Origin of the sequence: Citrobacter freundii complex sp. CFNIH2 (assembly GCF_002880615.1) — a bacterium.
In the GTDB taxonomy this organism is placed as follows: domain Bacteria; phylum Pseudomonadota; class Gammaproteobacteria; order Enterobacterales; family Enterobacteriaceae; genus Citrobacter_A; species Citrobacter_A amalonaticus_F.
The window spans coordinates 3,609,731-3,631,429 of record NZ_CP025757.1 but is presented as its reverse complement, the minus strand read 5'-3'; the positions used below and the strand labels follow the sequence as shown (position 1 = coordinate 3,631,429).

The window sequence follows — 21,699 nt, the reverse complement described above, 5'->3', positions numbered from 1 at the left end:
TATTTTTGCTTTATCCGCTCTGGTGGCTTACAGCTTCGGTCCGGCGCTGACCAGCGCTTCGCCTGCTGGCGTATCGGTGTATTTCTCGAAGTTCTCGATGAACAGTTTCGCCAGCGCAGTCGCTTTTTCCTGCCACTGCTCCGGAGACCCGTAGGTATTACGCGGGTCGAGAATACGAGTATCTACACCTGGCAACTCAGTCGGGATCGCCAGATCAAACATCGGCAGGCTGAAGGTTTCCGCATCGTCCAGAGAACCATTCAGGATGGCGTCGATAATCGCGCGGGTATCTTTGATAGAGATACGTTTGCCCGTACCGTTCCAGCCGGTGTTGACCAGGTAAGCCTGCGCGCCAGCGGCCTGCATGCGTTTCACCAGCACTTCAGCATACTGCGTCGGGTGCAGCGACAGGAATGCTGCGCCGAAGCAGGCTGAGAAGGTTGGCGTCGGCTCGGTGACACCGCGCTCAGTCCCTGCCAGTTTAGCCGTGAAGCCAGACAGGAAGTGGTACTGCGTCTGGTTGGCGGTCAGGCGGGAAACCGGTGGCAGCACGCCAAAAGCGTCAGCGGTCAGGAAGATCACCTTCGTGGCATGACCGGCTTTGGAAACCGGCTTAACGATGTTTTCGATGTGGTAGATCGGATAGGAAACGCGAGTGTTCTCGGTTTTCGAACCGTCGTCAAAATCAATAGTCCCATCGTCGCGCACGGTGACGTTTTCTAACAGCGCATCACGGCGGATAGCGTTGTAGATTTCCGGTTCCGCTTCTTTCGACAGCTTGATTGTTTTTGCGTAGCAACCGCCTTCAAAGTTGAACACGCCATCGTCGTCCCAGCCGTGCTCGTCATCGCCGATCAGACGACGTTTCGGGTCGGTGGAGAGAGTCGTTTTCCCGGTGCCGGAAAGACCGAAGAACACGGCAACGTCGCCTTTCTCGCCCACGTTGGCGGAACAGTGCATCGATGCAATGCCTTTCAACGGCAGCAGGTAGTTCATCACTGAGAACATGCCTTTCTTCATTTCGCCGCCGTACCAGGTACCACCAATCAGCTGGATACGTTCGGTCAGGTTGAAGGCGACAAAGTTCTCGGAGTTCAGACCCTGCTCTTTCCACTGTGGGTTTGTGCATTTCGCGCCGTTCATCACGATAAAGTCAGGCTCAAAGCCTTCCAGTTCGTCATCGCTCGGGCGAATAAACATGTTCTTCACGAAATGCGCCTGCCACGCCACTTCAGTAATGAAGCGGACAGAGAGGCGGGTGTCGGCGTTTGCGCCACAGAAAGCATCAACGATAAACAGACGTTTACCGGAAAGTTGTTTGGTGACTAATCCTTTCAGGTGCTGCCAGGTTTCCTGGGACAGCGGTTTGTTGTCGTTCTTGCCTTTTCCTTTGTCGGACCACCACAGCGTGTCACGCGTGGTGTCATCACGAACAATGTACTTATCCTTCGGCGAACGTCCGGTGAAAATACCGGTATCAACTGCAACGGCACCCAGGTCCGTCAACACACCGCGCTCGTAACCTTCCAGGCTTGGGTCTAGCTCTTCCTGATAAAGGGTTTCATAGCTCGGGTTGTAAACGATATCCTGAACGTCGCTGATACCATAAGCCTTGAGATCTTGCGGGGTTAATCGTTTCACGCGCATATCACTGCTCCTTAGCCAATATGTATTACCTGAAATAGTAAGGTTTTTTTGGGGGTGTTAACCGCGACAAGGCTCATAGATTTACTTATCTGGACAAAATCACGATTGACTGAAAACGCTGTGACTCCAGTCACGAAGCGGGGCTTATTATGGCAGGAATGACTTTTTAGTTGTGGAAAATGTTCCTGAAAGGTTAAAAATTAGTATTTTTCACGGGAATGTTGTGAGTGTAATCGCATTCATGCGGGAAATTAACAAACCACTTACATACAAAATATCGATTCACCACGAAAGAAAATTTTAGCAAAAAGTGCGGAATAAATTGCAGACGGTCGGAGACGCTTCGCGTCGTCCGACCGGTTCAGGATATTGATCAGTGAACCTGCGGATCGGCAGGGGAGGCGTTATTACGGATCTCGGCAATATCCATAGCATTGAACAGGTAGTGACTCCCGCAATAGTCGCAATGCATATCGATTTCGCCTTCTTCCGCCAGAATGCTATCCACCTCTTCGTCCGGCAGCGTTTTCAGTGCGCCAGCACAGCGTTCGCGAGAGCAGGTGCATTTGAACTCAACGTCCTGCGGATCGTAAAGGGTGACTTCTTCTTCATGATACAGACGCCACAGTACCTCATTAGCGGGCAGGGTCAGTAACTCGTCCGCTTTGATGGTTTCGGTCAGCGTGGCCAGATGGTTGAAGTCATCTGCTTGCGCATCCTGGGCCGGCATCACCTGCAGCAGCATTCCGCCGGCAGCGGCTTTCCCGTCAACATCACCGGTACGAATGAACAGACGGGTTGGCAACTGCTCAGAACGCAGGAAGTAATCTTCCAGACATGCCGCCAGAGTATCGCCTTCCAGACCGACAACGCCCTGATAACGCTCACCTTCTTCCGGGGTAATGGTAATGACCAGATAACCATTGCCGACCAGCGTTTTCAGGTCTGCATCATCCGGGATCTCACCCTGGACACGCGCGACGCCGCGCATCTGCTGATTATTGTTGCCGTTGATCACCGCGAGGCTCAGCGGACCATCACCCTGGAGCTGAACGGTGATATCACCGGCGAACTTCAGCGTCGCCGTGAGCAGACTGGTGGCGACCAGTAACTCAGCCAGCACGGTTTTCACCGGCTGCGGATAGGTATGGTTTTCGAGGATCTGTTGCAGGGTTTCCGATACGGTTACCAGTTCGCCGCGCACGGCAAAGTTTTCAAACAGATAGCGGTGTAATTGGTCATGTTGCGGCATAATCATCTCTCTTGCGGGCGACAGTTATTCACTGTCGCCGTGTTTAAATCGTAACAGGTCGCGGCGTTCTTTTTTGTCCGGTCGCCTGTCCGGGTGCGGCATGGTCAAAGCGTTAAGCTTACGCGCCAGCGCCATTTTTTCGCGTTTCTCTACGCTTTCCGGCGTCTCTTCGTACAGCGTGACGGCTTCACTGGCCGGACGACGCTGCTCGGTAATCGCTTTGATCACCACGGTGCGCTCATCATTGCCCTGACGCAGCGTCAGCGTAGCGTTCAGTTCGACGATCTTGCTCGGCTTACTGCGCTGTCCGTTATAGTGAACTTTCCCGCCGTCCACCATTTCGCGGGCCAGTGCGCGGGTTTTATAAAACCGCGCAGCCCATAGCCATTTATCCAGTCTGACCTCAACCGGGGGCTTCTCTTTCATGGCGTCTCCTTCACATCAGTGAGGGGATCAGTCGGCGGTAGTCATTCAGTGACGGATGGCGCGTATATTCTTTTTCCGCAATGCCAGAGTCGGGGTTAGTTACACCGAGGCAATAACGAATACCAAACTTCGCCGCCGCATCGAGAATAGGTTCGCTATCGTCGATAAACAGCGTTTTCTCTGCACTCATTCCCGTTTCTTCCGCCACGGCGCGCCATAACCGCTGATCCTCTTTGGGATATCCAAATGTGTGGGTAGAAAGTAATAAATCAAGGTGTGAGGCCAGACCGGTATGCTCCAGCTTCACGGCCAGATTATGCGGATGCGCGTTGGTCAGCAAAATCCGTCGTTTACCGCAGGCTTTGAGCGCATCTAAAAAGGGGACCGTATCGTCACGCAACACGGCTCGCGGCCCCATCGCGGTGGTCATCGCGCAGATATCCAGACCCAGACGATCGCTCCAGTAATCAAGACAGTACCAGTTTAGCGTATGCTGCACGGCGTGATATTCCTGGCGGATGCGTTCCTGCGCCTCTTGTGGCGAGATCCCGTTCTGCGCCCCGTAGGTTTCAGGCACCAGCTTTTGCCAGAAGTAGTTATCAAACGCCAGGTCGAGCAGCGTGCCATCCATGTCTAACAGAACGGTATCCACGTTCTGCCAGGCAATATCAATATGCATGGGAACTCTCCAGAAGAAAACGCGATGCGGCACAGGGTAGCACACCCGGCGCCGCAGACATGTTATCAGATGAGGCTTTCCGGAGCGCTGATGAGCTTCGGATTCAGACAGCTTTCATAGTACTGCTGAATCTCCATCATGCGGGTGCGATGGCGCTGATAGCGGCGGAATGCCTGCACGCCATTATAGAGTGTGCAGGCTAACATCGTCAGCATCAGCAGCGTGGTGCCGAGATAACGCCACAAACCGGAACGATCGGGAATGCGGTGCAGGCCAATGTGCTGCGTGCCATTGGCATCAGTATAAATATTGGTGACGATCCCTTCGGCGCTAAACGGCGTGTTCATCAGCATTTGCGCCAGTCGCTGGAAGGCGCTCCACTGTTCCTGCGCCGGGTAGTCGTACAGCGATACGGTCGGCCAGGGCTGATCGACCAGATCGCTGCCTTCATCACTGACGATCAGGAATCCGCCAGGGGCAGGGCTGTTCAGCGACTGGGCGGCGCGGGCGGTCTCGCGGGTAATAAAGGGCGCGGTGGAGGTGGTGACCAGATTGTCGAGCGATTCGGCGCTGACGGGACGCAGCAGAACATTAACCCCGTCCAGTTTGCCTGCGTTGGCACGTTTCACCAGCGCGTTCCAGTCTTTACTGTTCCCCAGGTTAACCAGCGCATTTTTGAGGCGCACACACTCATCTTCTGCTGCGCACAGTTCGGCGGTTTTCAGGACGATATCGCCAAAATCATCCAGCAGCACCATGCCCGATTTCTGAATAGCGGAACGCAAGGCCGCGCTGACGCGAGAGTCATCTTCCGGTTTGGGGTGCAACTGGCGGTTAACGGCCTGCGAGAGCGCAGTGGCTTTGTTCACCAGATCGGATTCTGGCAACGGCAGCGCTGGGGCGTCATTCCAGATGATCTGCGAGCAGTCAAACGGCATAAACGGCGAACTGGTTTGCGCACTCCAGGTACCCTGCGCATGAATATTACACATGCCGGTACCGCGAAGATTCAACGTGTCGCCGACGCGCACGCCCGACTGTTCAAGCTGTTTTACGCTGGTCGCTTCGATGGTTTGTGCACCCTTCATCCACGATAGTGTGAACTTAATCGGCATATCGAGCGGGATCCAGAACAGCAGCATGAGCAATACCAGCAGCGAACCACCCGCGATGATCGTGCTGCGTACCCAGTGCTGCAACGGGAAGTTTTTGACCTCGTCATGCAGGGATAAAAACCGCCCCTGACGCACGACGTGGCGATCGAGATAAATATCAATATCTGTTTGCTGGCCGAGATCCTGCGCAATGTAAGGCTGCCAGTGAGTCGGATAAACCAGGTCGATAATCCCCAGCGAGATATTGTTAATCTGCTCCTGGTCATTTTCGCCAAACAGTCCCCAGCGGCGCGGCGTTCCCCGCAGGCAGTGAATTTCGCGTAGCGCGGTTTTCGACGGCGGAGCGAATAAGCCCCACAATCCTGCCGCCAGCAACAGCACGGCTCCGCCCACCATCCACGGCACAAAGACGTCCGGCGTTACCAGACAGAAAAAGAACAGCAGGAAGGCGGCGACAATCAACAGCGCTTCGCGGAAACCGGCCGGGCGGCTGAGCGCATACTCTTCATGCGTCTCCTGACGAATGTTCAGCAGCTCAATTTGCTCGCTCTCTTCGCCGCGAATCGACGCCTGTGTGGACGTGGTCGGTTGCAGCGCGTAACCACGCGCCTCCTGCATATACTCTTGCAGGGAATGACCATTCAGCGAGATCACCAGCGGCAGCGTATCGGTGTGGATCAGTTCAACGCTGTTTTCATCATTAATATACTGTTCCCAGAAGGGCGGCAGATGGACTTCAACGGAATCGAGGTAGTAGCGCCACTTATTCGGATCGTCCGTCGTGATGCCGTAGCGGGTGATGGAATGGGTCAGAATGATGACGCTATTGCTTTCAGCATTCAGCGTCAGGGAAACCGGGGCCGCGCTGGCGCCTGTCGGACCGGGTACCTGCTGGATTTGGCTCAGGCTATCAAGATAATTTTCAACGGCGCTGCGTTCTTCAGGCGTGAGTTTGCGCGTTGCCGCCTCTGAGAACGCATTCGTCCATGGCAGCTTACGCCGTCTGGCACGAACGTTAAGTCGCCACCAGGCCAGCAATACGCAGGCCAGCAACGCCGCTAAAAAAATCAGAATGGTGCTCATGCTTTCCCCATCTTACTTAATCTGTCAGGCGTGGTCAGTCGCACCCTGTCACAATAAACGTGATCCCGTGGTTGGCTATCGGCAAGCATGGAGTTGAACTTGAGCATTTTTCAGCGCATCCCAGTGAATGCTGATGATAGCAAAACCTACAAAAGCGGAATATCAGCAAATTCCTGGACCTATTTCAACCTATTGACTTTTAATTTGAACCAGGAATTATATTTTTATTAGGTTACATAAATGTAAATAACCGGCAATTCGCATTGCCGAAACCGTGTTACGTATCGCACAATAACGACTGATTTCACGGCATAGATTCTCACGATGAGCAAATCATTACAAAAACCCACCATTCTGAACGTCGAAACTGTCGCGCAGTCGCGGCTATTTAGCGTTGAAAGCGTGGACCTCGAATTCAGCAACGGCGTGCGTCGCGTCTATGAACGGATGCGTCCCTCTACCCGTGAAGCGGTAATGATTGTCCCGATCGTTGACGATCATCTGATCCTGATTCGTGAATACGCGGTGGGAACAGAGTCCTATGAGCTGGGCTTTTCCAAAGGGTTGATCGACCCCGGTGAAAGCGTGTTTGAAGCGGCGAACCGGGAACTGAAAGAAGAGGTCGGTTTTGGGGCAAACGATCTGACTTTTTTGAAAAAACTCAGCATGGCGCCGTCTTACTTCTCCAGCAAGATGAATATCGTGGTGGCGGAAGACCTTTATCCCGAGTCACTGGAAGGCGATGAACCCGAACCGTTGCCGCAGGTGCGCTGGCCGCTGGCGCATCTGATGGATCTGCTGGAAGACCCCGACTTCACCGAAGCACGAAACGTGAGCGCGTTGTTCCTTGTTCGCGAATGGCTGAAAGGGCAGGGGCGGCTGTAAACGGGATTTCTTGTAGGAATGAAAAAAGGCGCCGCAGCGCCTTTTTTATTTAGAACAGTTCGTGTGTTTCACCACCATCAGTGATGGTGGTTCCCACCTCATGCACCGCCTGCTGTGTCGGCTGCGTGCCTTCGATGAAATATTCTGCCCGGCTGTTACCGCCGTTTGCCAGTTGTCCGGTACTGCGGTCGATATTGACCGTGACGATGCCCGGTGGCGGCGTCAGCGGCTCCTCAGGAACCCCTTCCAGCACCGCCTTCATGTAAGCATCCCACGCGGGTTGCGCACTCTTCGCGCCGCCTTCGTAGCCGGAGATTTGATCTTTGATCGCGCCAGAGGCAGTGGTGCGCCCCAGGTCACGACGGTGATCGTCAAATCCAATCCACACGGAGGTGACCACCCCCGGACCGTAGCCGGAGAACCAGGCATCTTTCGAGCTGTTGGTGGTCCCGGTTTTACCGCCGATATCGTGGCGATTCAGATCGCGACCTGCACGCCAGCCGGTGCCCATCCAGCCGGGTTCGCCGAAGATGTTGGTATTCAGCGCGCTCTTAATCAGGAAAGCCAGCGGCGTGTTGATCACGTGCGGTGCGTACTCTTGCGCCCCGATCTGTGCCACTAACGCCTGATTTGCCTGCTCCAGTTTGGGCATTGGCACGGCGGCATTCTGCTGCTCGCCAGAGATGGCGACATCTTCCACATTGTTGTTTTCCAGAACGTTGGATTTCTGTGTATCACCGTAAATCACCGGGATATCACACTCCGGGCAGGCAATTTTCGGTTTCGCTTCGAAAATCACACCGTTCTGGTCCGTTTCAATCTTGCTGATGAAATACGGATCAACCAGGAAGCCGCCGTTCGACATGACTGCATAACCACGCGCCACCTGTAGCGGAGTAAATGACGCGGAGCCCAGCGCCAGGGATTCGGTATGCACAATGTTTTGTGCCGGGAAGCCGAAACGCTGCAAATATTCCGCCGCGTAGTCCACGCCCATTGCCCGCATGGCGCGCACCATCACCACGTTTTTCGATTCACCCAGCCCCTGACGTAAACGAATCGGGCCTGCGTACTGTGGTGGTGAGTTTTTCGGACGCCAGTCGGAACCGGCACCCGCATCCCAGCGAGAGATTGGCACGTCGTTCAGCATGCTCGCCAGGGTCAGACCTTTGTCCATCGCGGCAGTGTAGAGGAACGGCTTAATGTTCGAACCGACCTGACGCAGCGCCTGAGTAGCACGGTTGAACTTACTCTGGTTAAAGTCAAAACCGCCGACCAGCGCCAGCACAGCCCCGTTTTTCGGATTGATAGAGACCAGCGCGGAGTTCACATCCGGGACCTGCGCCAGCCACCAGGCTTCGCCCATCTTCCGCACCCAGATCTGCTGGCCGGTCTGTACCGCGTCAGTGACTTTACGCGGCGTCGGGCCTTGTTGAGTGTCCGAACGATAAGGACGCGCCCAACGAATGCCCTCCATCCGCAGCGAGACCGAGGTGCCATCTGCCAGAGTCGCCGTCGCTTCCTGCGGGTTTGCACTGGTGATCACCGCCGGCAGCAACGGTCCGTAAGTTGGCAGCGCTTTCAGCGTATCGGTGATTTTTTTACTGTCCCATGCGGTTTCACCCACTTTCCACAGCACGTTGGCCGGACCGCGATAGCCGTGGCGCATGTCATAGTCCAGCACGTTATTACGTACCGCCTGTTGCGCGGCCTGCTGCACCTTGCGGGTGATCGTGGTGTAAATGCGGTAACCGTCTTCATAGGCGTTTTCGCCGTAACGGTTGTACATCTCCTGACGCACCATTTCTGACAGGTACGGGGCGGAGAAAGCGATTTCCGGCGCATGATAGTTGGCGTCGATCGGCTCATTACGCGCCTGATCGTACTGTGCCTGAGTGATGTACCCTTCGCTCAGCATACGCGACAACACCACGTTACGACGTGCGGTCGCGCGGTCCATCGAATAAAGCGGGTTAAAGGTAGATGGCGCTTTCGGCAGACCGGCAATCACCGCTATCTCACCCAGATCCAACTGGTCGACTGATTTACCGAAATAGACCTGCGCCGCAGCCCCAACGCCATAAGCGCGGTAACCGAGGTAGATCTTGTTCAGATAGAGTTCGAGGATCTCATCTTTACTCAGCAATTGCTCAATGCGGATCGCCAGGAACACTTCCTTAATCTTACGCATCAGCGTGCGTTCAGGACTGAGGAAGAAATTTCTTGCGAGCTGCTGCGTGATGGTACTCGCCCCCTGAGAGGCGTGACCGGAGAACAGTGCAACGCTGGCCGCACGGAAAATCCCCACCGGGTCAACGCCGTGGTGCTCATAGAAACGACTGTCTTCTGTGGCGATAAAAGCTTTGACCATTTCCGGCGGGATCTGATTGAGCGTCACCGGAATACGACGTTTTTCACCATATTGCGCAATGAGCTCGCCATCTGCGCTGTAAACCTGCATCGGGATCTGCAAACGCACATCTTTAAGCGTCGCGACGTCAGGTAACTGTGGCTCAATATAGCGATAGAGGCCATAAATCGAGCCTGCTCCCAGCAGGATGCAACATACTGCAAGGATCAATAAATACTTTACGAACTTCACCGGAGATTTCCCATTTAGTTTCATTTGGGCAGTTTATAAACAACCGCGCGGTAGTATAAAGGCAAGCCAGACGCATTGATATACCCGCGAGAGCGACGGGTGATAAGGAGATCATCAGCAATGGCTTTCAGATTCTGGCAAGTCGGCTTACACATTCAGCCACACGAAGCCCTGGCGGTTGCCGTCGTTCGCGGCGCGTCGGGGTGGTATCTACAGCGCTGGTGGCGTCTGCCGCTGGTGCAACACACCATCAACGACGGACATTTCCACGACGCCGAACAGCTTGTTGCGGTGTTACAACCGTGGAGTCGCGAGCTGCCGCAACGCCATCATATTCACCTCTCTTTTCCTGCGAGTCGGACGCGGCAAAAGCGCTTTCCACGCCCCTCAATGTCGCTTCGCGAGCGTGAACAAACTGCCTGGCTGACAGGTTCGATGGCACGTGAGTTGGACATGGAATCGGCGGCGCTGCGCTTTGACTATAGCGAAGATGCGCTCGCCCCGGCCTATACGGTCACTGCCGCGCAGGACAAAGAGATTTCGGGTCTGTTAACGCTGGCGAAAACACTCGGTGTAAACGTCACGGCGATCACGCCGGATGCCTGCGCATTGCAGCGTCTGCTGCCTTTTCTTTCCCCGGAACAGACCTGCCTGGCGTGGCGTGATGATACGCAGTGGCTGTGGGCAACGCGCAACGCCTGGGGGCGCAAATCGCGGGCAGAGATCGCTCATCTTCACGACCTGGCTGCCGGGCTTTCCCTCAGACCCGAAGAGGTGGCGCTCTGCGCAGAAGAGGATTTTGACCCCTGGCAGGCGGTTTCAATCCGTCAGCCTCCCGTGCCCAGGGAAGGTCATGCATTCGCCGTTGCGCTTGGACTGGCGCTGGGAGAAATGCGTTGATGCATCCTCCCGTCAATTTTTTGCCCTGGCGACAACAGCGGCGTAACGCCTGTCTGCGTATGTGGGGTGGGCTATTCGGCGCATCAGCGGCGATCGTGCTGGTACTAACGCTGCTCGGATATCTCACCCGCGCCACGAGCGGGCAGGCAAATGTGGTTTTACTGCAGGCGGAGCAGCAACTTGCCACGGCACTGACAACAGTGAAACCCCGGCTGGAGGCGCGCCAACGTCAGGCGCAGCAAGCCATTCAACGAGACAGATTGCGCGAGCAGACCCGCCGCTGGCAGCCCGCGCTGGAAAACCTTGCGTTGAGTTTGCCGGCACAGGCCTGGCTGACCAGCATGGACTACCAGCAGAGCTCGCTGGAGCTCAGTGGAAAAGCGCTCACCTTTTCTGCGCTCAGCACACTGGAAGCCGCCCTGCGAGACTCACCGATGTTTGAGATAAGCCATACCGGCGCCACCCTACGGGATGCGCAGGGATACTGGCAGTTCCAGTACCGGGTGATATGGAGAGAAGCGCATGATCGCCCTCTTTGACGCCTGGTGCGCCTTTTCGCCGCGTACCCGCATTATCTGTTGGGTAAGTTGGGTGGCCGCGCTAAGTACGATCGCGCTGTTTTTTCTGTTCTTACCGGGAATGCGTGATGATGACGCGCTTAACCAGCAACGGGTGGCAAACCGTCAGCTCAGTTCAACGTTGTATCACCTCTTTGGCGCGCAGACAGAGGCACAGATTTCATCGGCATCGCAAACGCCGGTGTTTTCACCACTCACGCTTCAGGTGCCGAATGTGCAGTTACTGTACTGGCGCCCATCGGCGCAGGGCGGAGAACTTGCGGTGAAGGCGCCGTGGGAGGCGATGGTGTCATTGTTTGGTTATCTGGCGGCGCGAGGCATGTCCGTGAGTGGATTCTCATTGAAAGCGGAAAACGACGAGCGAGTGTTAACGCTCAGGCTGGAGCCTCTCCATGAAGGGTAGGGACGCGGTGTTGGTGGCTCTTTCATTGTCGATGCTGACCGGCATGCGCGATCCGTTCCGCCAGCCTGAAGATCATTGCCATGGTGCTGAGCTGGCGCAATGGCGATTCCAGGGGATGGTGAGCCGGGGGGAACGAAATATTGGACTGCTTCAGGACGGGCAGCATCACTGGCGCCGTGTCGAGCAACATGAGGTTCTGGATAACGGCTGGACTATCGTGCAACTCACGGCACAGACGCTGACGGTGAGCACAGGTAAAGAGTGTGACCCGCCCCGGTGGCAGTGGCAACGACAAGGAGAGGGTAATGAAGCAATGGATACTGGTGGTGTTGATCGCCATCCTGCAGCCGGTTCAGGCCGGAAAACCCCAGAACGTGACGCTGGTGGTGGATGATGTTCCCGTCACGCAGGTTCTTCAGGCGCTAGCTGAACAGGAGCGAAAAAACCTTGTGGTATCGCCGGATGTCAGCGGCGTGGTGTCGTTGCATCTGACGGATGTCCCGTGGAAACAGGCGCTCCAGACGGTAGTGAAAAGCGCCGGACTGGTGTTACGTCAGGAAGGGGCGATTTTGCATGTGCATTCCGAGAGCTGGCAGAGTGAAGAGGCGGCGCGACAGGAGGCGGAAGTCGCAAGACGCCAGGCGAACTTACCGCTGGAGAATCGGCATATTGCCCTGCATTACGCCGATGCCACTGAACTGGCGAAAGCGGGGGATAAACTGCTGAGTGCCAAAGGTAGCCTCACGGTGGATAAGCGCACTAATCGACTGCTGGTCAGGGATAACTCGCCGACGCTGGCGCTGGTGGAACAGTGGGTGGCGCAAATGGATCTCCCGATAGAACAGGTAGAACTGGCGGCGCATATCGTCACCATTAATGAAAAAAGCCTGCGTGAGCTGGGGGTGAAATGGACGCTGGCAGAGGCCGAGAAAGCCGGTGCCGTGGGGCAAGTGACGACGATAGCCAGCGATCTCTCGGTCGCAAATGCCACCACTCGTGTCGGGTTCAATATTGGTCGTATTAATGGGCGGTTGCTGGATCTGGAGCTGTCCGCGCTGGAGCAACAGCAGCAGCTCGATATTATCGCCAGTCCGCGACTGCTGGCTTCTCATCTGCAGCCCGCCAGCATCAAGCAGGGGAGCGAGATCCCCTATCAGGTTTCCAGCGGCGAAAGCGGCGCGACGTCGGTGGAATTTAAAGAGGCCGTGCTTGGGATGGAAGTTACCCCAACGGTTTTACCGAAGGGGCGAATTCGCCTGAAGCTGCGCATCAGCCAGAACATGCCGGGGCAGGTGCTGCAACAGGCAGACGGCGAGGTACTGGCCATCGATAAGCAGGAAATTGAAACGCAGGTCGAGGTAAAAAGCGGAGAGACGCTGGCGCTGGGCGGCATTTTTTCAAACAAGAATAAAACTGGGAAGGACAGTATTCCGCTGTTAGGCGATATCCCCTGGTTTGGACAACTCTTTCGCCACGATGGGAAAGAAAACGAACGTCGTGAGCTGGTGGTATTTATTACGCCCAGATTGGTCTCGACAGAATGATTTATGCATGAAACACCGTTGTTTTTGCACTTAACTCGTTTCAGGGATTTGACGTGCGCAGCTATTTAGCATACAAGGAGTACCGATTTGAGAGTCGGTACTTCTCATCGCCGTCCGGCAACGCCGACTCGGGTTGTCTACAATCTGGTTTGATGATTTATTCAGTTGCCAAACCTGCTTGAGTATTGAGATAATTTTCAGTCTGACTCTCGCAATATCTTATGAGGTTTCAGTTCATGTCCTGCTGCGCTCAGTGTCTGCGACGCGGGTTTATCATTAACGAATAGTCTTAGTAGTACCGAAAAAATGGCAGAGAAACGCAATATCTTTCTGGTTGGGCCTATGGGTGCCGGAAAAAGCACTATTGGGCGCCAGTTAGCTCAACAACTCAATATGGAATTTTACGATTCTGATCAAGAGATTGAGAAACGAACCGGAGCTGATGTGGGCTGGGTCTTCGACGTAGAAGGTGAAGACGGCTTCCGCGATCGTGAAGAGAAAGTCATCAACGAATTGACGGAAAAACAGGGTATTGTGCTGGCTACCGGTGGTGGCTCTGTAAAATCGCGTGAAACCCGTAATCGTCTTTCCGCGCGTGGCGTCGTGGTCTATCTCGAAACGACCATCGAAAAACAACTTGCGCGTACGCAGCGCGATAAAAAACGTCCGCTGTTGCAGGTAGAAGCGCCGCCTCGTGAAGTTCTGGAAGCGTTGGCCGACGAACGCAATCCGCTGTATGAAGAGATTGCCGACGTAACCATTCGTACCGATGATCAGAGCGCCAAAGTCGTTGCAAACCAGATTATTCATATGCTGGAAAGCAACTGATTCTGGCTTAATACACACTCGGTAAGCGGGTATAAGTCATTAAGGTGGATGTCGCGTCATGGAGAGGATTACCGTCACTCTCGGGGAACGTAGTTACCCTATCACCATCGCGGCTGGTTTGTTTAACGAACCAGCTTCATTCTTACCGCTGAAATCGGGCGATCAGGTTATGTTGGTCACCAACGAAACCCTGGCTCCCCTTTATCTTGATAAGATTCGCAACGTACTTGAACAAGCGGGTGTGAACGTTGATAGCGTCATCCTGCCTGACGGCGAGCAGTACAAAAGCCTGACGGTGCTGGATACGGTATTCACCGCCTTGCTGCAAAAACCGCATGGTCGTGATACGACGCTGGTCGCACTGGGCGGCGGCGTCATTGGCGATCTGACCGGTTTTGCCGCTGCCAGCTATCAGCGCGGCGTGCGCTTCATCCAGGTCCCGACGACGCTTTTGTCGCAGGTCGACTCCTCCGTTGGCGGTAAAACCGCCGTAAACCATCCCCTCGGCAAAAATATGATCGGCGCGTTTTACCAGCCGGCCTCCGTGGTGGTGGATCTCGACTGTCTGAAAACGCTCCCTGCCCGTGAACTGGCGTCCGGTCTGGCGGAAGTGATCAAGTACGGCATTATCCTTGATGGCGAATTCTTTAGCTGGCTGGAAGAGAATCTGGATGCGTTACTGCGTCTGGACGGACCGGCAATGGCCTGGTGTATTCGTCGTTGTTGTGAGCTGAAAGCCGAAGTTGTTGCCGCAGACGAGCGCGAAACCGGCTTACGTGCTTTACTGAATCTTGGGCACACGTACGGTCATGCCATTGAAGCTGAAATGGGTTATGGCAATTGGTTACATGGTGAAGCGGTCGCAGCAGGTATGGTAATGGCTGCGCGGACGTCGGAACGCCTGGGGCAGTTTGCACCAGAAGATACGCAGCGCATCATCACGTTACTTAAACGTGCCGGCTTGCCGGTCCACGGACCGCGCGAGATGTCCGCGCAGGCTTACCTGCCGCACATGTTGCGTGATAAAAAAGTGTTGGCGGGAGAAATACGTTTAGTCCTTCCGCTGGCAATAGGGAAAAGTGAAGTACGCGGCGGTGTGTCGCATGAGGTGGTTCTTAACGCTATTGCTGATTGCCAGCAGGCGTAGCAACAAGAAAGGCGGACTGATACGGCTCACGTATCGGCCATTTAGATTCAGGTTAGTTGCAACGTCGTAAGCATTAGCCTTTGAGTGGGGTGTTAAATGGATGAATTCAAACCAGAAGACGAGCTGAAACCCGATCCCAGCGATCGTCGTACTGGTCGTTCTCGTCAATCTTCAGAACGCGGTGAACCGCAGATCAACTTTGATGATGTTGATCTGGACGCTGACGATCGCCGTCCTGCGCGCGGGCGTAAAGAACGCCTTGATGAGCAAGAGAGGGAAGAGGATTACGAATCCGATGATGAAGAGTTCGTGGATGAAGAACGCGTCGAGCGTCGTCCGCGTAAGCGTAAAAAAGCCGCCGGTAAACCCGCTTCCCGCCAGTACATGATGATGGGCGTGGGCGTGCTGGTTCTGCTGCTGCTGATCATCGGTATTGGCTCCGCGCTGAAAGCGCCGTCCACCCCGTCTTCAAGTGAACAAACGGCGTCTGGCGAGAAAAATATCGATCTCACCGGCAATGCCGCTGACCAGGCAAACGGTGCCCAACCGGCTCCGGGAAGCACTTCCGCTGAACAGACTGCGGGCAACACGCAGCAGGATGTTTCTTTGCCGCCTATCTCTTCCACGCCAACGCAGGGCCAAACGCCTGCGACCACAGAAGGTCAACAGCGTGTAGAAGTGCAGGGCGATCTGAACAATGCACTGACGCAACCGCAGGGCCAGGAACAGGTGAACAATGTGGTGGCGAACTCTACGCTGCCAACAGAACCGGCGACCGTTGCGCCCGTGCGTAATGGTAGTACGTCGAGCCAGACGGCGAGTGTACCTGGCAGCGAGCGTCCGGCCACCACGCGTCCAGAACGTAAGCAAGTTGTGATCGAACCGAAGAAACCACAGACCACCGCGAAAACGACGCCTGTAGCGCCGAAACCGGCAGCTCAGCCTAAACGGACTGAACCCGCAGCGCCTACGGCCACGACGGCGCCGAAAGCGACGGTCAGCACCGCGCCGGCACAGACAGCAGCACCCGCACAATCGGCAGCACCTGCTCAGACCGCACCAGCGGCAACGGCGGGTAGCGCAGCTGGCGCTAAAAGCGCCGGTAACGTCGGATCGCTGAAGTCCGCACCGTCCAGTCATTACACCCTGCAGCTCAGCAGTTCTTCTAACTACGACAACCTGAATGGTTGGGCGAAGAAAGAGAATCTGAAAAACTATGTGGTGTATCAGACGACGCGTAACGGTCAACCGTGGTATGTTCTGGTGTCTGGCGTGTATGCCTCGAAAGAAGATGCGAAACGCGCGGTTTCCACGCTGCCAGCCGATGTGCAGGCAAAAAATCCGTGGGCCAAACCGTTGCATCAGGTACAGGCCGATCTGAAATAATGTTAAAGCGCAGGATGCTGTCGGAGCTTTCTCCACAGCCGGAGAAGGTGTAATTAGTTAGTCAGCATGAAAAAAAATCGCGCTTTTCTGAAGTGGGCAGGGGGAAAATATCCCCTGCTTGACGACATCAAACGGCATTTACCGCAGGGTGAATGCCTGGTCGAACCCTTTGTGGGTGCAGGGTCGGTGTTTCTTAACACCGACTTTTCTCGTTATATTCTTGCCGATATCAACAGCGATCTTATCAGTCTCTATAAGATCGTGAAGACCCGTACCGACGAGTACGTGAAGGCTTCCCGTGAACTGTTTAACCCAGAAAGCAATCAGGCTGAGGTCTACTATCAGTTCCGGGAAGAGTTCAACGCCAGCCAGGATCCTTTCCGCCGCGCGGTCCTGTTCCTGTATCTGAACCGATATGGTTACAACGGCCTGTGCCGGTACAATCTGCGCGGTGAGTTTAACGTGCCGTTTGGACGTTACAAAAAGCCTTACTTCCCGGAAGCTGAGTTGTATCACTTTGCGGAAAAAGCGCAGAATGCGGAATTCCACTGCCTCTCATATGATGAGTGCATGGAGCAAGCGGATGCGAACTCGGTTGTCTATTGCGATCCGCCCTACGCCCCGCTGTCAGCAACGGCGAATTTCACCGCGTATCATACCAATAGCTTTAGCCCGAAAGAGCAGGCCCATCTGGCGAAAATGGCCGAAAAGCTGGTCAGTAAGCAGATCCCGGTGTTAATTTCGAACCATGACACGCCGGATACCCGCGAATGGTATAAAGCGGCGGAACATTTTCAGGTCAAAGTGCGGCGCAGTATAAGCAGCAACGGCGGCACACGTAAAAAGGTGGACGAACTGCTGGCTCTGTACAAACCAGGAGTCGTTTCACCCGCGAATAAATAATTCTCAAGGAGAAGCGGATGAAACAGTATTTGATTGCCCCCTCAATCCTGTCGGCTGATTTTGCTCGCCTGGGTGAGGACACCGCGAAAGCTCTGGCTGCCGGTGGTGACGTCGTGCATTTTGACGTCATGGACAACCACTATGTACCGAATCTGACCATGGGTCCGATGGTACTGAAATCCCTGCGTAAATATGGCATTACGGCTCCCATCGATGTGCATCTGATGGTGAAACCGGTCGATCGAATCATCCCGGATTTCGCTGCCGCCGGCGCCAGCATCATTACCTTTCACCCGGAAGCCTCCGAACACGTTGACCGCTCGCTGCAACTGATTAAAGAGCACGGCTGTAAAGCGGGGCTGGTCTTCAATCCAGCGACGCCGCTGAGCTATCTGGACTATGTGATGGACAAGCTGGACGTGATCCTGTTGATGTCCGTTAACCCGGGCTTTGGCGGTCAGTCCTTCATTCCGCAAACGCTGGACAAACTGCGCGAAGTCCGCCGTCGCATTGACGAGTCGGGTTACGACATTCGCCTCGAAGTGGATGGCGGCGTGAAGGTGAGCAACATTGCTGAAATCGCCGCTGCGGGAGCCGACATGTTTGTCGCCGGTTCCGCCGTTTTCGATCAGCCAGACTACAAAAAAGTCATTGATGACATGCGCAGCGAACTGGCAAAGGTAACTCATGGATAAATTGCAGGATATTCGGGGCGTCGCCTTCGATCTCGACGGAACTCTGGTGGACAGCGCGCCGGGATTGAGCGCCGCAGTGGACATGGCGCTGTATGCGCTGGAGCTGCCGGTTGCCGGTGAAGAGCGCGTCATTACCTGGATTGGTAACGGTGCTGATGTATTGATGGAGCGTGCGTTAACCTGGTCTCGTCAGGAGCGCGCCACACTTCGTAAGACGATGGGCAAACCGCCGGTCGATGAAGATATTCCCGTCGAGGAGCAGGTCCGTATTCTGCGTAAGCTGTTTGACCGTTACTACGGAGATGTTGCAGAAGAAGGGACGTTTCTGTTCCCTGATGTCGCCGATACGCTGGGTGCACTGCACGCCAAAGGGCTGCCGCTCGGTCTGGTGACTAACAAGCCGACGCCGTTTGTTGCGCCATTGCTCGACGCGCTGGATATCAGTAAATATTTCAGCGTCGTTATTGGCGGTGACGACGTCCAGAACAAAAAACCGCATCCGGATCCGCTGCTGCTGGTGGCAAGTAAGCTCGGCATTGCGCCAGAGCAATTGCTCTTCGTTGGGGATTCGCGTAATGATATTCAGGCGGCAAAAGCCGCTGGCTGCCCGTCCGTTGGCCTCACCTACGGCTACAACTACGGTGAACCGATCTCGCTGAGCCAGCCAGACGTCATGTACGACCGCATTAATGAACTACTGCCCGCTCTCGGGCTTCCGCATAGCGAAAATCAGGAATCGAAAAATGACTAAGCCCATCGTTTTTAGTGGCGCACAGCCCTCAGGTGAATTGACCATTGGTAACTACATGGGTGCACTGCGTCAGTGGGTGAACATGCAGGATGATTACCATTGCATCTATTGCATCGTTGACCAGCATGCTATCACCGTTCGTCAGGATGCCCAGCAACTGCGTAAAGCGACGCTGGATACGCTGGCGCTCTACCTCGCGTGCGGTATCGATCCTGAGAAAAGCACCATTTTCGTTCAGTCTCATGTGCCTGAACATGCGCAACTGAGCTGGGCGCTGAACTGCTACACCTACTTTGGCGAACTGAGCCGTATGACCCAGTTCAAAGATAAGTCAGCGCGCTACGCTGAGAACATCAACGCCGGTCTGTTTGACTATCCGGTACTGATGGCGGCAGATATCCTGCTGTATCAGACCAACCTGGTGCCGGTGGGTGAAGACCAGAAACAACATCTGGAACTGAGCCGCGATATTGCTCAGCGTTTCAACGCGCTGTATGGCGATATCTTCAAAGTTCCTGAGCCGTTTATTCCTAAATCAGGCGCCCGCGTGATGTCTCTGCTGGAGCCGACGAAAAAGATGTCCAAGTCAGACGACAACCGCAACAACGTGATTGGTCTGCTGGAAGATCCGAAATCGGTGGTCAAGAAGATCAAACGTGCGGTAACAGATTCCGAAGAGCCGCCGGTGGTGCGCTACGACGTGCAGAACAAAGCGGGCGTTTCTAACCTGCTGGATATTCTCTCTGCCGTGACCGGACAGAGCATTCCTGAACTGGAAAAACAGTTTGAAGGCAAGATGTATGGTCACCTGAAAGGCGACGTCGCCGATGCCGTTTCCGGCATGCTGACCGAGTTGCAGGAGCGTTATCATCGTTTCCGCAACGACGAAGCCTTCCTGCAGCAGGTGATGAAAGATGGCGCGGAAAAAGCGGGTGCGCGGGCATCGGCTACGCTGAAAGCGGTCTACGAAGCGATTGGTTTTGTCGCCAAACCGTAACGGCTGTGAAAAATAAAAAAAACCGGGAAAATGTTCCCGGTTTTTTTAACTCTGTCTATTCTGGATTTGAAACGATTACTTCGCTACCGGAGCGACTGGCCCACAACCGCCAATCATTTTGGAAATAGAAATAGCCGGGTGCAGCAGGTAATCATAAGAGCAGGTCTTATCACGGTTTTCGATATGGCCGGTACATGCTGTCAGTGTTGCCAGTGCTGCACCTACCAGTGCCATTTTAATAAACTTATTCATTTACATTCCCTATGTGTTAAATATGTATAATTTACCGATTGAAGAGGTGAATATAATTCGCCACTGCTCATGTTAACGATATCGGAATATTATTTTGGCGTCAGTAGTTACCTGAATAAGAAAGCAGGGAATGGGCTTAACTTGTTGTAATGTATTGATTAACAATTAGTCCATTTTCGGACTTTTTATTAGGAAGAGAATAAAAAGGCCGGATATATCCGGCCTTCACAATTAACGACCTGGTTTTAATGATTTGAGAACCAATTTAGCTTATCACGCAGCCCAACCACGCGGCCGACAATAATCAACGCCGGGCTGGCGACTTGTTGCGCCAGTTCGCCCAGTTGCGCCAGTTCGCCACTCACAACCCGCTGTTTCACCGAGGTGCCATTCTCAACCAGTGCGACCGGCATATCGGCCTGCATGCCAAATTCGATCAGTTTTTGCTGGATAGTGGCCGCCTGATTCAGCCCCATATAGAACACCAGCGTCTGTTTTTCTGCTGCCAGGTTTTCCCAGTCCAGCTCGCCGCCGGTCTTCAGGTGTCCGGTAACCAGACGTACGCTCTGGGCGTAGTCACGGTGAGTCAGCGGAATGCCGGAGTAGGCGGAGCAACCGGACGCTGCCGTAATTCCCGGTATCACGGAGAATGGAATGCCAGCGTGGCACAGCGTTTCCAGCTCTTCGCCACCACGGCCAAAGATAAACGGATCACCGCCTTTCAGACGGACGACGCGTTTGCCCTGTTGCGCTTCTCGCAGCAGGATTTGGTTAATTTCTTCCTGCGGAACGCAGTGGTAGCCTGCGCGTTTACCCACAAATACACGGTCGGCGTCGCGACGCACCAGGTTCATGATATCGTCAGAAACCAGACGGTCATAGACCACCACATCGGCCTGCTGGATTTGCTGCAATCCTTTTAGCGTCAGAAGTCCGGCATCGCCAGGGCCTGCGCCTACCAGCACCACTTCACCACGATGATCCAACGGCTCGCTGAGCATCTGCTCGGTAGTGTCTTCTACCGCTTTATGGTCGGCATTCGCCAGCGACTGCGCCAGCCTGTCGTTAACAAACAGCTTTTCCCAGAAGCGGCGACGTTCTTCCATCGTGGCAAACTGTTTTTTCACCCGGGGACGAAGCTGCCCGGCGTAGTGTGCAACCTGACCCAAATGTTGAGGTAAAACGGATTCCAGTTTTTCACGCAGCAGACGGGCCAGCACCGGTGAGGTGCCGCCGGAGGAGACCGCCACCATTAGCGGTGAACGGTCGATAATCGAGGGCATGATGAAACTGGCGGCTTTTGGCGCATCCACGACGTTACAGAAGATACGACGGGATTCTGCGGCATCGCTGACGCGCTGATTGACCGCATCATCATCGGTCGCGGCAATCGCCAGCCAGCACGGGTCGAGAAGGGCTTCATCAAACGGTCCTTCCACCAGCGTTAACATGTTTTCATTTGCCCATACGGTGAACTGCGGAATAAACGCCAGCGCATTAACCGTTAAACGAGCGCCTGCTTCCAGCAGTAACCGTGCTTTGCGTTCTGCGACATCACCACCGCCGACAATCAGACAGTCGCGGTCACGTAGTTGACAAAATATAGGCAAATGATCCACGACATTA

The 21,699-nt window shown here is 54.7% G+C and carries 21 protein-coding genes; 13 read left to right on the top strand and 8 right to left on the bottom strand.

Going from position 1 to position 21,699, the window contains the following annotated elements:
• Positions 1–27: 27 nt before the first annotated feature.
• The 5 genes from pckA to igaA all read right to left on the bottom strand — a co-directional run bounded on the left by pckA (position 28) and on the right by igaA (position 6,202).
• On the bottom strand, positions 28–1,647 hold the full coding sequence (gene pckA, locus WM46_RS17845; protein WP_102602934.1) for a phosphoenolpyruvate carboxykinase (ATP): 1,620 nt from the start codon (positions 1,645–1,647) through the stop codon (positions 28–30).
• A 373-nt stretch (positions 1,648–2,020) separates the two neighbouring features.
• A complete protein-coding gene (gene hslO / locus WM46_RS17840; RefSeq protein ID WP_061076080.1) occupies positions 2,021–2,899 on the bottom strand; it encodes an Hsp33 family molecular chaperone HslO in 879 nt (292 codons plus the stop codon).
• Positions 2,900–2,923: 24 nt separating this feature from the next.
• Positions 2,924–3,325, bottom strand: coding sequence for a ribosome-associated heat shock protein Hsp15 (gene hslR, locus WM46_RS17835; RefSeq protein ID WP_102602933.1), 402 nt, complete (start codon positions 3,323–3,325; stop codon positions 2,924–2,926).
• A gap of 10 nt (positions 3,326–3,335) precedes the next feature.
• Positions 3,336–4,004, bottom strand: a complete 669-nt coding sequence (gene yrfG / locus WM46_RS17830) for a GMP/IMP nucleotidase (protein ID WP_061076082.1) — start codon at positions 4,002–4,004, stop codon at positions 3,336–3,338.
• A 65-nt stretch (positions 4,005–4,069) separates the two neighbouring features.
• On the bottom strand, positions 4,070–6,202 hold the full coding sequence (igaA, locus tag WM46_RS17825; RefSeq protein ID WP_102602932.1) for an intracellular growth attenuator protein IgaA: 2,133 nt from the start codon (positions 6,200–6,202) through the stop codon (positions 4,070–4,072).
• Between the two features lie 324 nt (positions 6,203–6,526).
• Between igaA and nudE the strand changes: the two genes are divergently transcribed.
• Positions 6,527–7,087, top strand: coding sequence for an ADP compounds hydrolase NudE (nudE, locus tag WM46_RS17820; RefSeq protein ID WP_061076084.1), 561 nt, complete (start codon positions 6,527–6,529; stop codon positions 7,085–7,087).
• Between the two features lie 49 nt (positions 7,088–7,136).
• Here nudE and mrcA read toward each other — a convergent pair whose 3' ends face one another.
• Entirely contained in the window at positions 7,137–9,689 is a 2,553-nt protein-coding gene (gene mrcA, locus WM46_RS17815) for a peptidoglycan glycosyltransferase/peptidoglycan DD-transpeptidase MrcA (RefSeq protein WP_187394398.1), read from the bottom strand.
• A gap of 120 nt (positions 9,690–9,809) precedes the next feature.
• Between mrcA and WM46_RS17810 the strand changes: the two genes are divergently transcribed.
• From WM46_RS17810 to trpS, 12 genes are all read left to right on the top strand, one after another.
• Entirely contained in the window at positions 9,810–10,589 is a 780-nt protein-coding gene (locus WM46_RS17810; RefSeq protein WP_061076085.1) for a hypothetical protein, read from the top strand.
• On the top strand, positions 10,589–11,128 hold the full coding sequence (locus WM46_RS17805) for a PilN domain-containing protein (RefSeq protein ID WP_061076086.1): 540 nt from the start codon (positions 10,589–10,591) through the stop codon (positions 11,126–11,128). Before WM46_RS17810 ends, WM46_RS17805 begins: the two co-directional genes overlap by 1 nt.
• Positions 11,112–11,570 (top strand): DNA utilization protein HofO, encoded by a 459-nt coding sequence (locus tag WM46_RS17800; RefSeq protein WP_102602930.1) that lies wholly within the window; start codon positions 11,112–11,114, stop codon positions 11,568–11,570. Before WM46_RS17805 ends, WM46_RS17800 begins: the two co-directional genes overlap by 17 nt.
• The gene (locus WM46_RS17795) at positions 11,560–11,964 is read left to right on the top strand and encodes a HofP DNA utilization family protein (protein ID WP_102602929.1); all 405 of its coding nucleotides are present in this window, start codon (positions 11,560–11,562) and stop codon (positions 11,962–11,964) included. Before WM46_RS17800 ends, WM46_RS17795 begins: the two co-directional genes overlap by 11 nt.
• The gene (gene hofQ / locus WM46_RS17790) at positions 11,876–13,114 is read left to right on the top strand and encodes a DNA uptake porin HofQ (protein ID WP_102602928.1); all 1,239 of its coding nucleotides are present in this window, start codon (positions 11,876–11,878) and stop codon (positions 13,112–13,114) included. Before WM46_RS17795 ends, hofQ begins: the two co-directional genes overlap by 89 nt.
• Before the next feature lie 306 nt (positions 13,115–13,420).
• Positions 13,421–13,942 carry a shikimate kinase AroK gene (gene aroK, locus WM46_RS17780; RefSeq protein ID WP_042322869.1) on the top strand — a complete coding sequence of 174 codons (522 nt, stop codon included), beginning with the start codon at positions 13,421–13,423 and terminating at the stop codon, positions 13,940–13,942.
• A 58-nt stretch (positions 13,943–14,000) separates the two neighbouring features.
• Positions 14,001–15,089 carry a 3-dehydroquinate synthase gene (aroB, locus tag WM46_RS17775; RefSeq protein WP_102602927.1) on the top strand — a complete coding sequence of 363 codons (1,089 nt, stop codon included), beginning with the start codon at positions 14,001–14,003 and terminating at the stop codon, positions 15,087–15,089.
• Between the two features lie 96 nt (positions 15,090–15,185).
• Complete coding sequence (gene damX, locus WM46_RS17770; protein WP_102602926.1) at positions 15,186–16,475, top strand: cell division protein DamX; 1,290 nt, start codon at positions 15,186–15,188, stop codon at positions 16,473–16,475.
• A gap of 66 nt (positions 16,476–16,541) precedes the next feature.
• Entirely contained in the window at positions 16,542–17,378 is an 837-nt protein-coding gene (gene dam, locus WM46_RS17765; protein WP_061076090.1) for an adenine-specific DNA-methyltransferase, read from the top strand.
• 17 nt (positions 17,379–17,395) lie between these two features.
• Complete coding sequence (gene rpe, locus WM46_RS17760; RefSeq protein ID WP_061076091.1) at positions 17,396–18,073, top strand: ribulose-phosphate 3-epimerase; 678 nt, start codon at positions 17,396–17,398, stop codon at positions 18,071–18,073.
• Entirely contained in the window at positions 18,066–18,824 is a 759-nt protein-coding gene (gene gph, locus WM46_RS17755; RefSeq protein ID WP_102602925.1) for a phosphoglycolate phosphatase, read from the top strand. Before rpe ends, gph begins: the two co-directional genes overlap by 8 nt.
• Positions 18,817–19,821 (top strand): tryptophan--tRNA ligase, encoded by a 1,005-nt coding sequence (trpS, locus tag WM46_RS17750; protein WP_061076093.1) that lies wholly within the window; start codon positions 18,817–18,819, stop codon positions 19,819–19,821. Before gph ends, trpS begins: the two co-directional genes overlap by 8 nt.
• Before the next feature lie 75 nt (positions 19,822–19,896).
• On the opposite strand, the gene WM46_RS17745 is transcribed toward trpS, so the two are convergent.
• Positions 19,897–20,073 (bottom strand): YhfL family protein, encoded by a 177-nt coding sequence (locus WM46_RS17745; protein ID WP_102602924.1) that lies wholly within the window; start codon positions 20,071–20,073, stop codon positions 19,897–19,899.
• A 245-nt stretch (positions 20,074–20,318) separates the two neighbouring features.
• Positions 20,319–21,692: a siroheme synthase CysG gene (gene cysG, locus WM46_RS17740; protein ID WP_102602923.1), complete on the bottom strand. Its 1,374-nt coding sequence runs from the start codon at positions 21,690–21,692 to the stop codon at positions 20,319–20,321.
• Positions 21,693–21,699 lie beyond the last annotated feature (7 nt).

Coding starts and splice junctions, on each gene's coding strand:
- pckA (WP_102602934.1), bottom strand. CDS start 1,647: ATGCGCGTGAAACGATTAACCCCGCAAGATCTCAAGGCTTATGGTATC.
- hslO (WP_061076080.1), bottom strand. CDS start 2,899: ATGCCGCAACATGACCAATTACACCGCTATCTGTTTGAAAACTTTGCC.
- hslR (WP_102602933.1), bottom strand. CDS start 3,325: ATGAAAGAGAAGCCCCCGGTTGAGGTCAGACTGGATAAATGGCTATGG.
- yrfG (WP_061076082.1), bottom strand. CDS start 4,004: ATGCATATTGATATTGCCTGGCAGAACGTGGATACCGTTCTGTTAGAC.
- igaA (WP_102602932.1), bottom strand. CDS start 6,202: ATGAGCACCATTCTGATTTTTTTAGCGGCGTTGCTGGCCTGCGTATTG.
- nudE (WP_061076084.1), top strand. CDS start 6,527: ATGAGCAAATCATTACAAAAACCCACCATTCTGAACGTCGAAACTGTC.
- WM46_RS17810 (WP_061076085.1), top strand. CDS start 9,810: ATGGCTTTCAGATTCTGGCAAGTCGGCTTACACATTCAGCCACACGAA.
- WM46_RS17805 (WP_061076086.1), top strand. CDS start 10,589: ATGCATCCTCCCGTCAATTTTTTGCCCTGGCGACAACAGCGGCGTAAC.
- WM46_RS17800 (WP_102602930.1), top strand. CDS start 11,112: ATGATCGCCCTCTTTGACGCCTGGTGCGCCTTTTCGCCGCGTACCCGC.
- WM46_RS17795 (WP_102602929.1), top strand. CDS start 11,560: ATGAAGGGTAGGGACGCGGTGTTGGTGGCTCTTTCATTGTCGATGCTG.
- hofQ (WP_102602928.1), top strand. CDS start 11,876: ATGAAGCAATGGATACTGGTGGTGTTGATCGCCATCCTGCAGCCGGTT.
- aroK (WP_042322869.1), top strand. CDS start 13,421: ATGGCAGAGAAACGCAATATCTTTCTGGTTGGGCCTATGGGTGCCGGA.
- aroB (WP_102602927.1), top strand. CDS start 14,001: ATGGAGAGGATTACCGTCACTCTCGGGGAACGTAGTTACCCTATCACC.
- damX (WP_102602926.1), top strand. CDS start 15,186: ATGGATGAATTCAAACCAGAAGACGAGCTGAAACCCGATCCCAGCGAT.
- dam (WP_061076090.1), top strand. CDS start 16,542: ATGAAAAAAAATCGCGCTTTTCTGAAGTGGGCAGGGGGAAAATATCCC.
- rpe (WP_061076091.1), top strand. CDS start 17,396: ATGAAACAGTATTTGATTGCCCCCTCAATCCTGTCGGCTGATTTTGCT.
- gph (WP_102602925.1), top strand. CDS start 18,066: ATGGATAAATTGCAGGATATTCGGGGCGTCGCCTTCGATCTCGACGGA.
- trpS (WP_061076093.1), top strand. CDS start 18,817: ATGACTAAGCCCATCGTTTTTAGTGGCGCACAGCCCTCAGGTGAATTG.
- WM46_RS17745 (WP_102602924.1), bottom strand. CDS start 20,073: ATGAATAAGTTTATTAAAATGGCACTGGTAGGTGCAGCACTGGCAACA.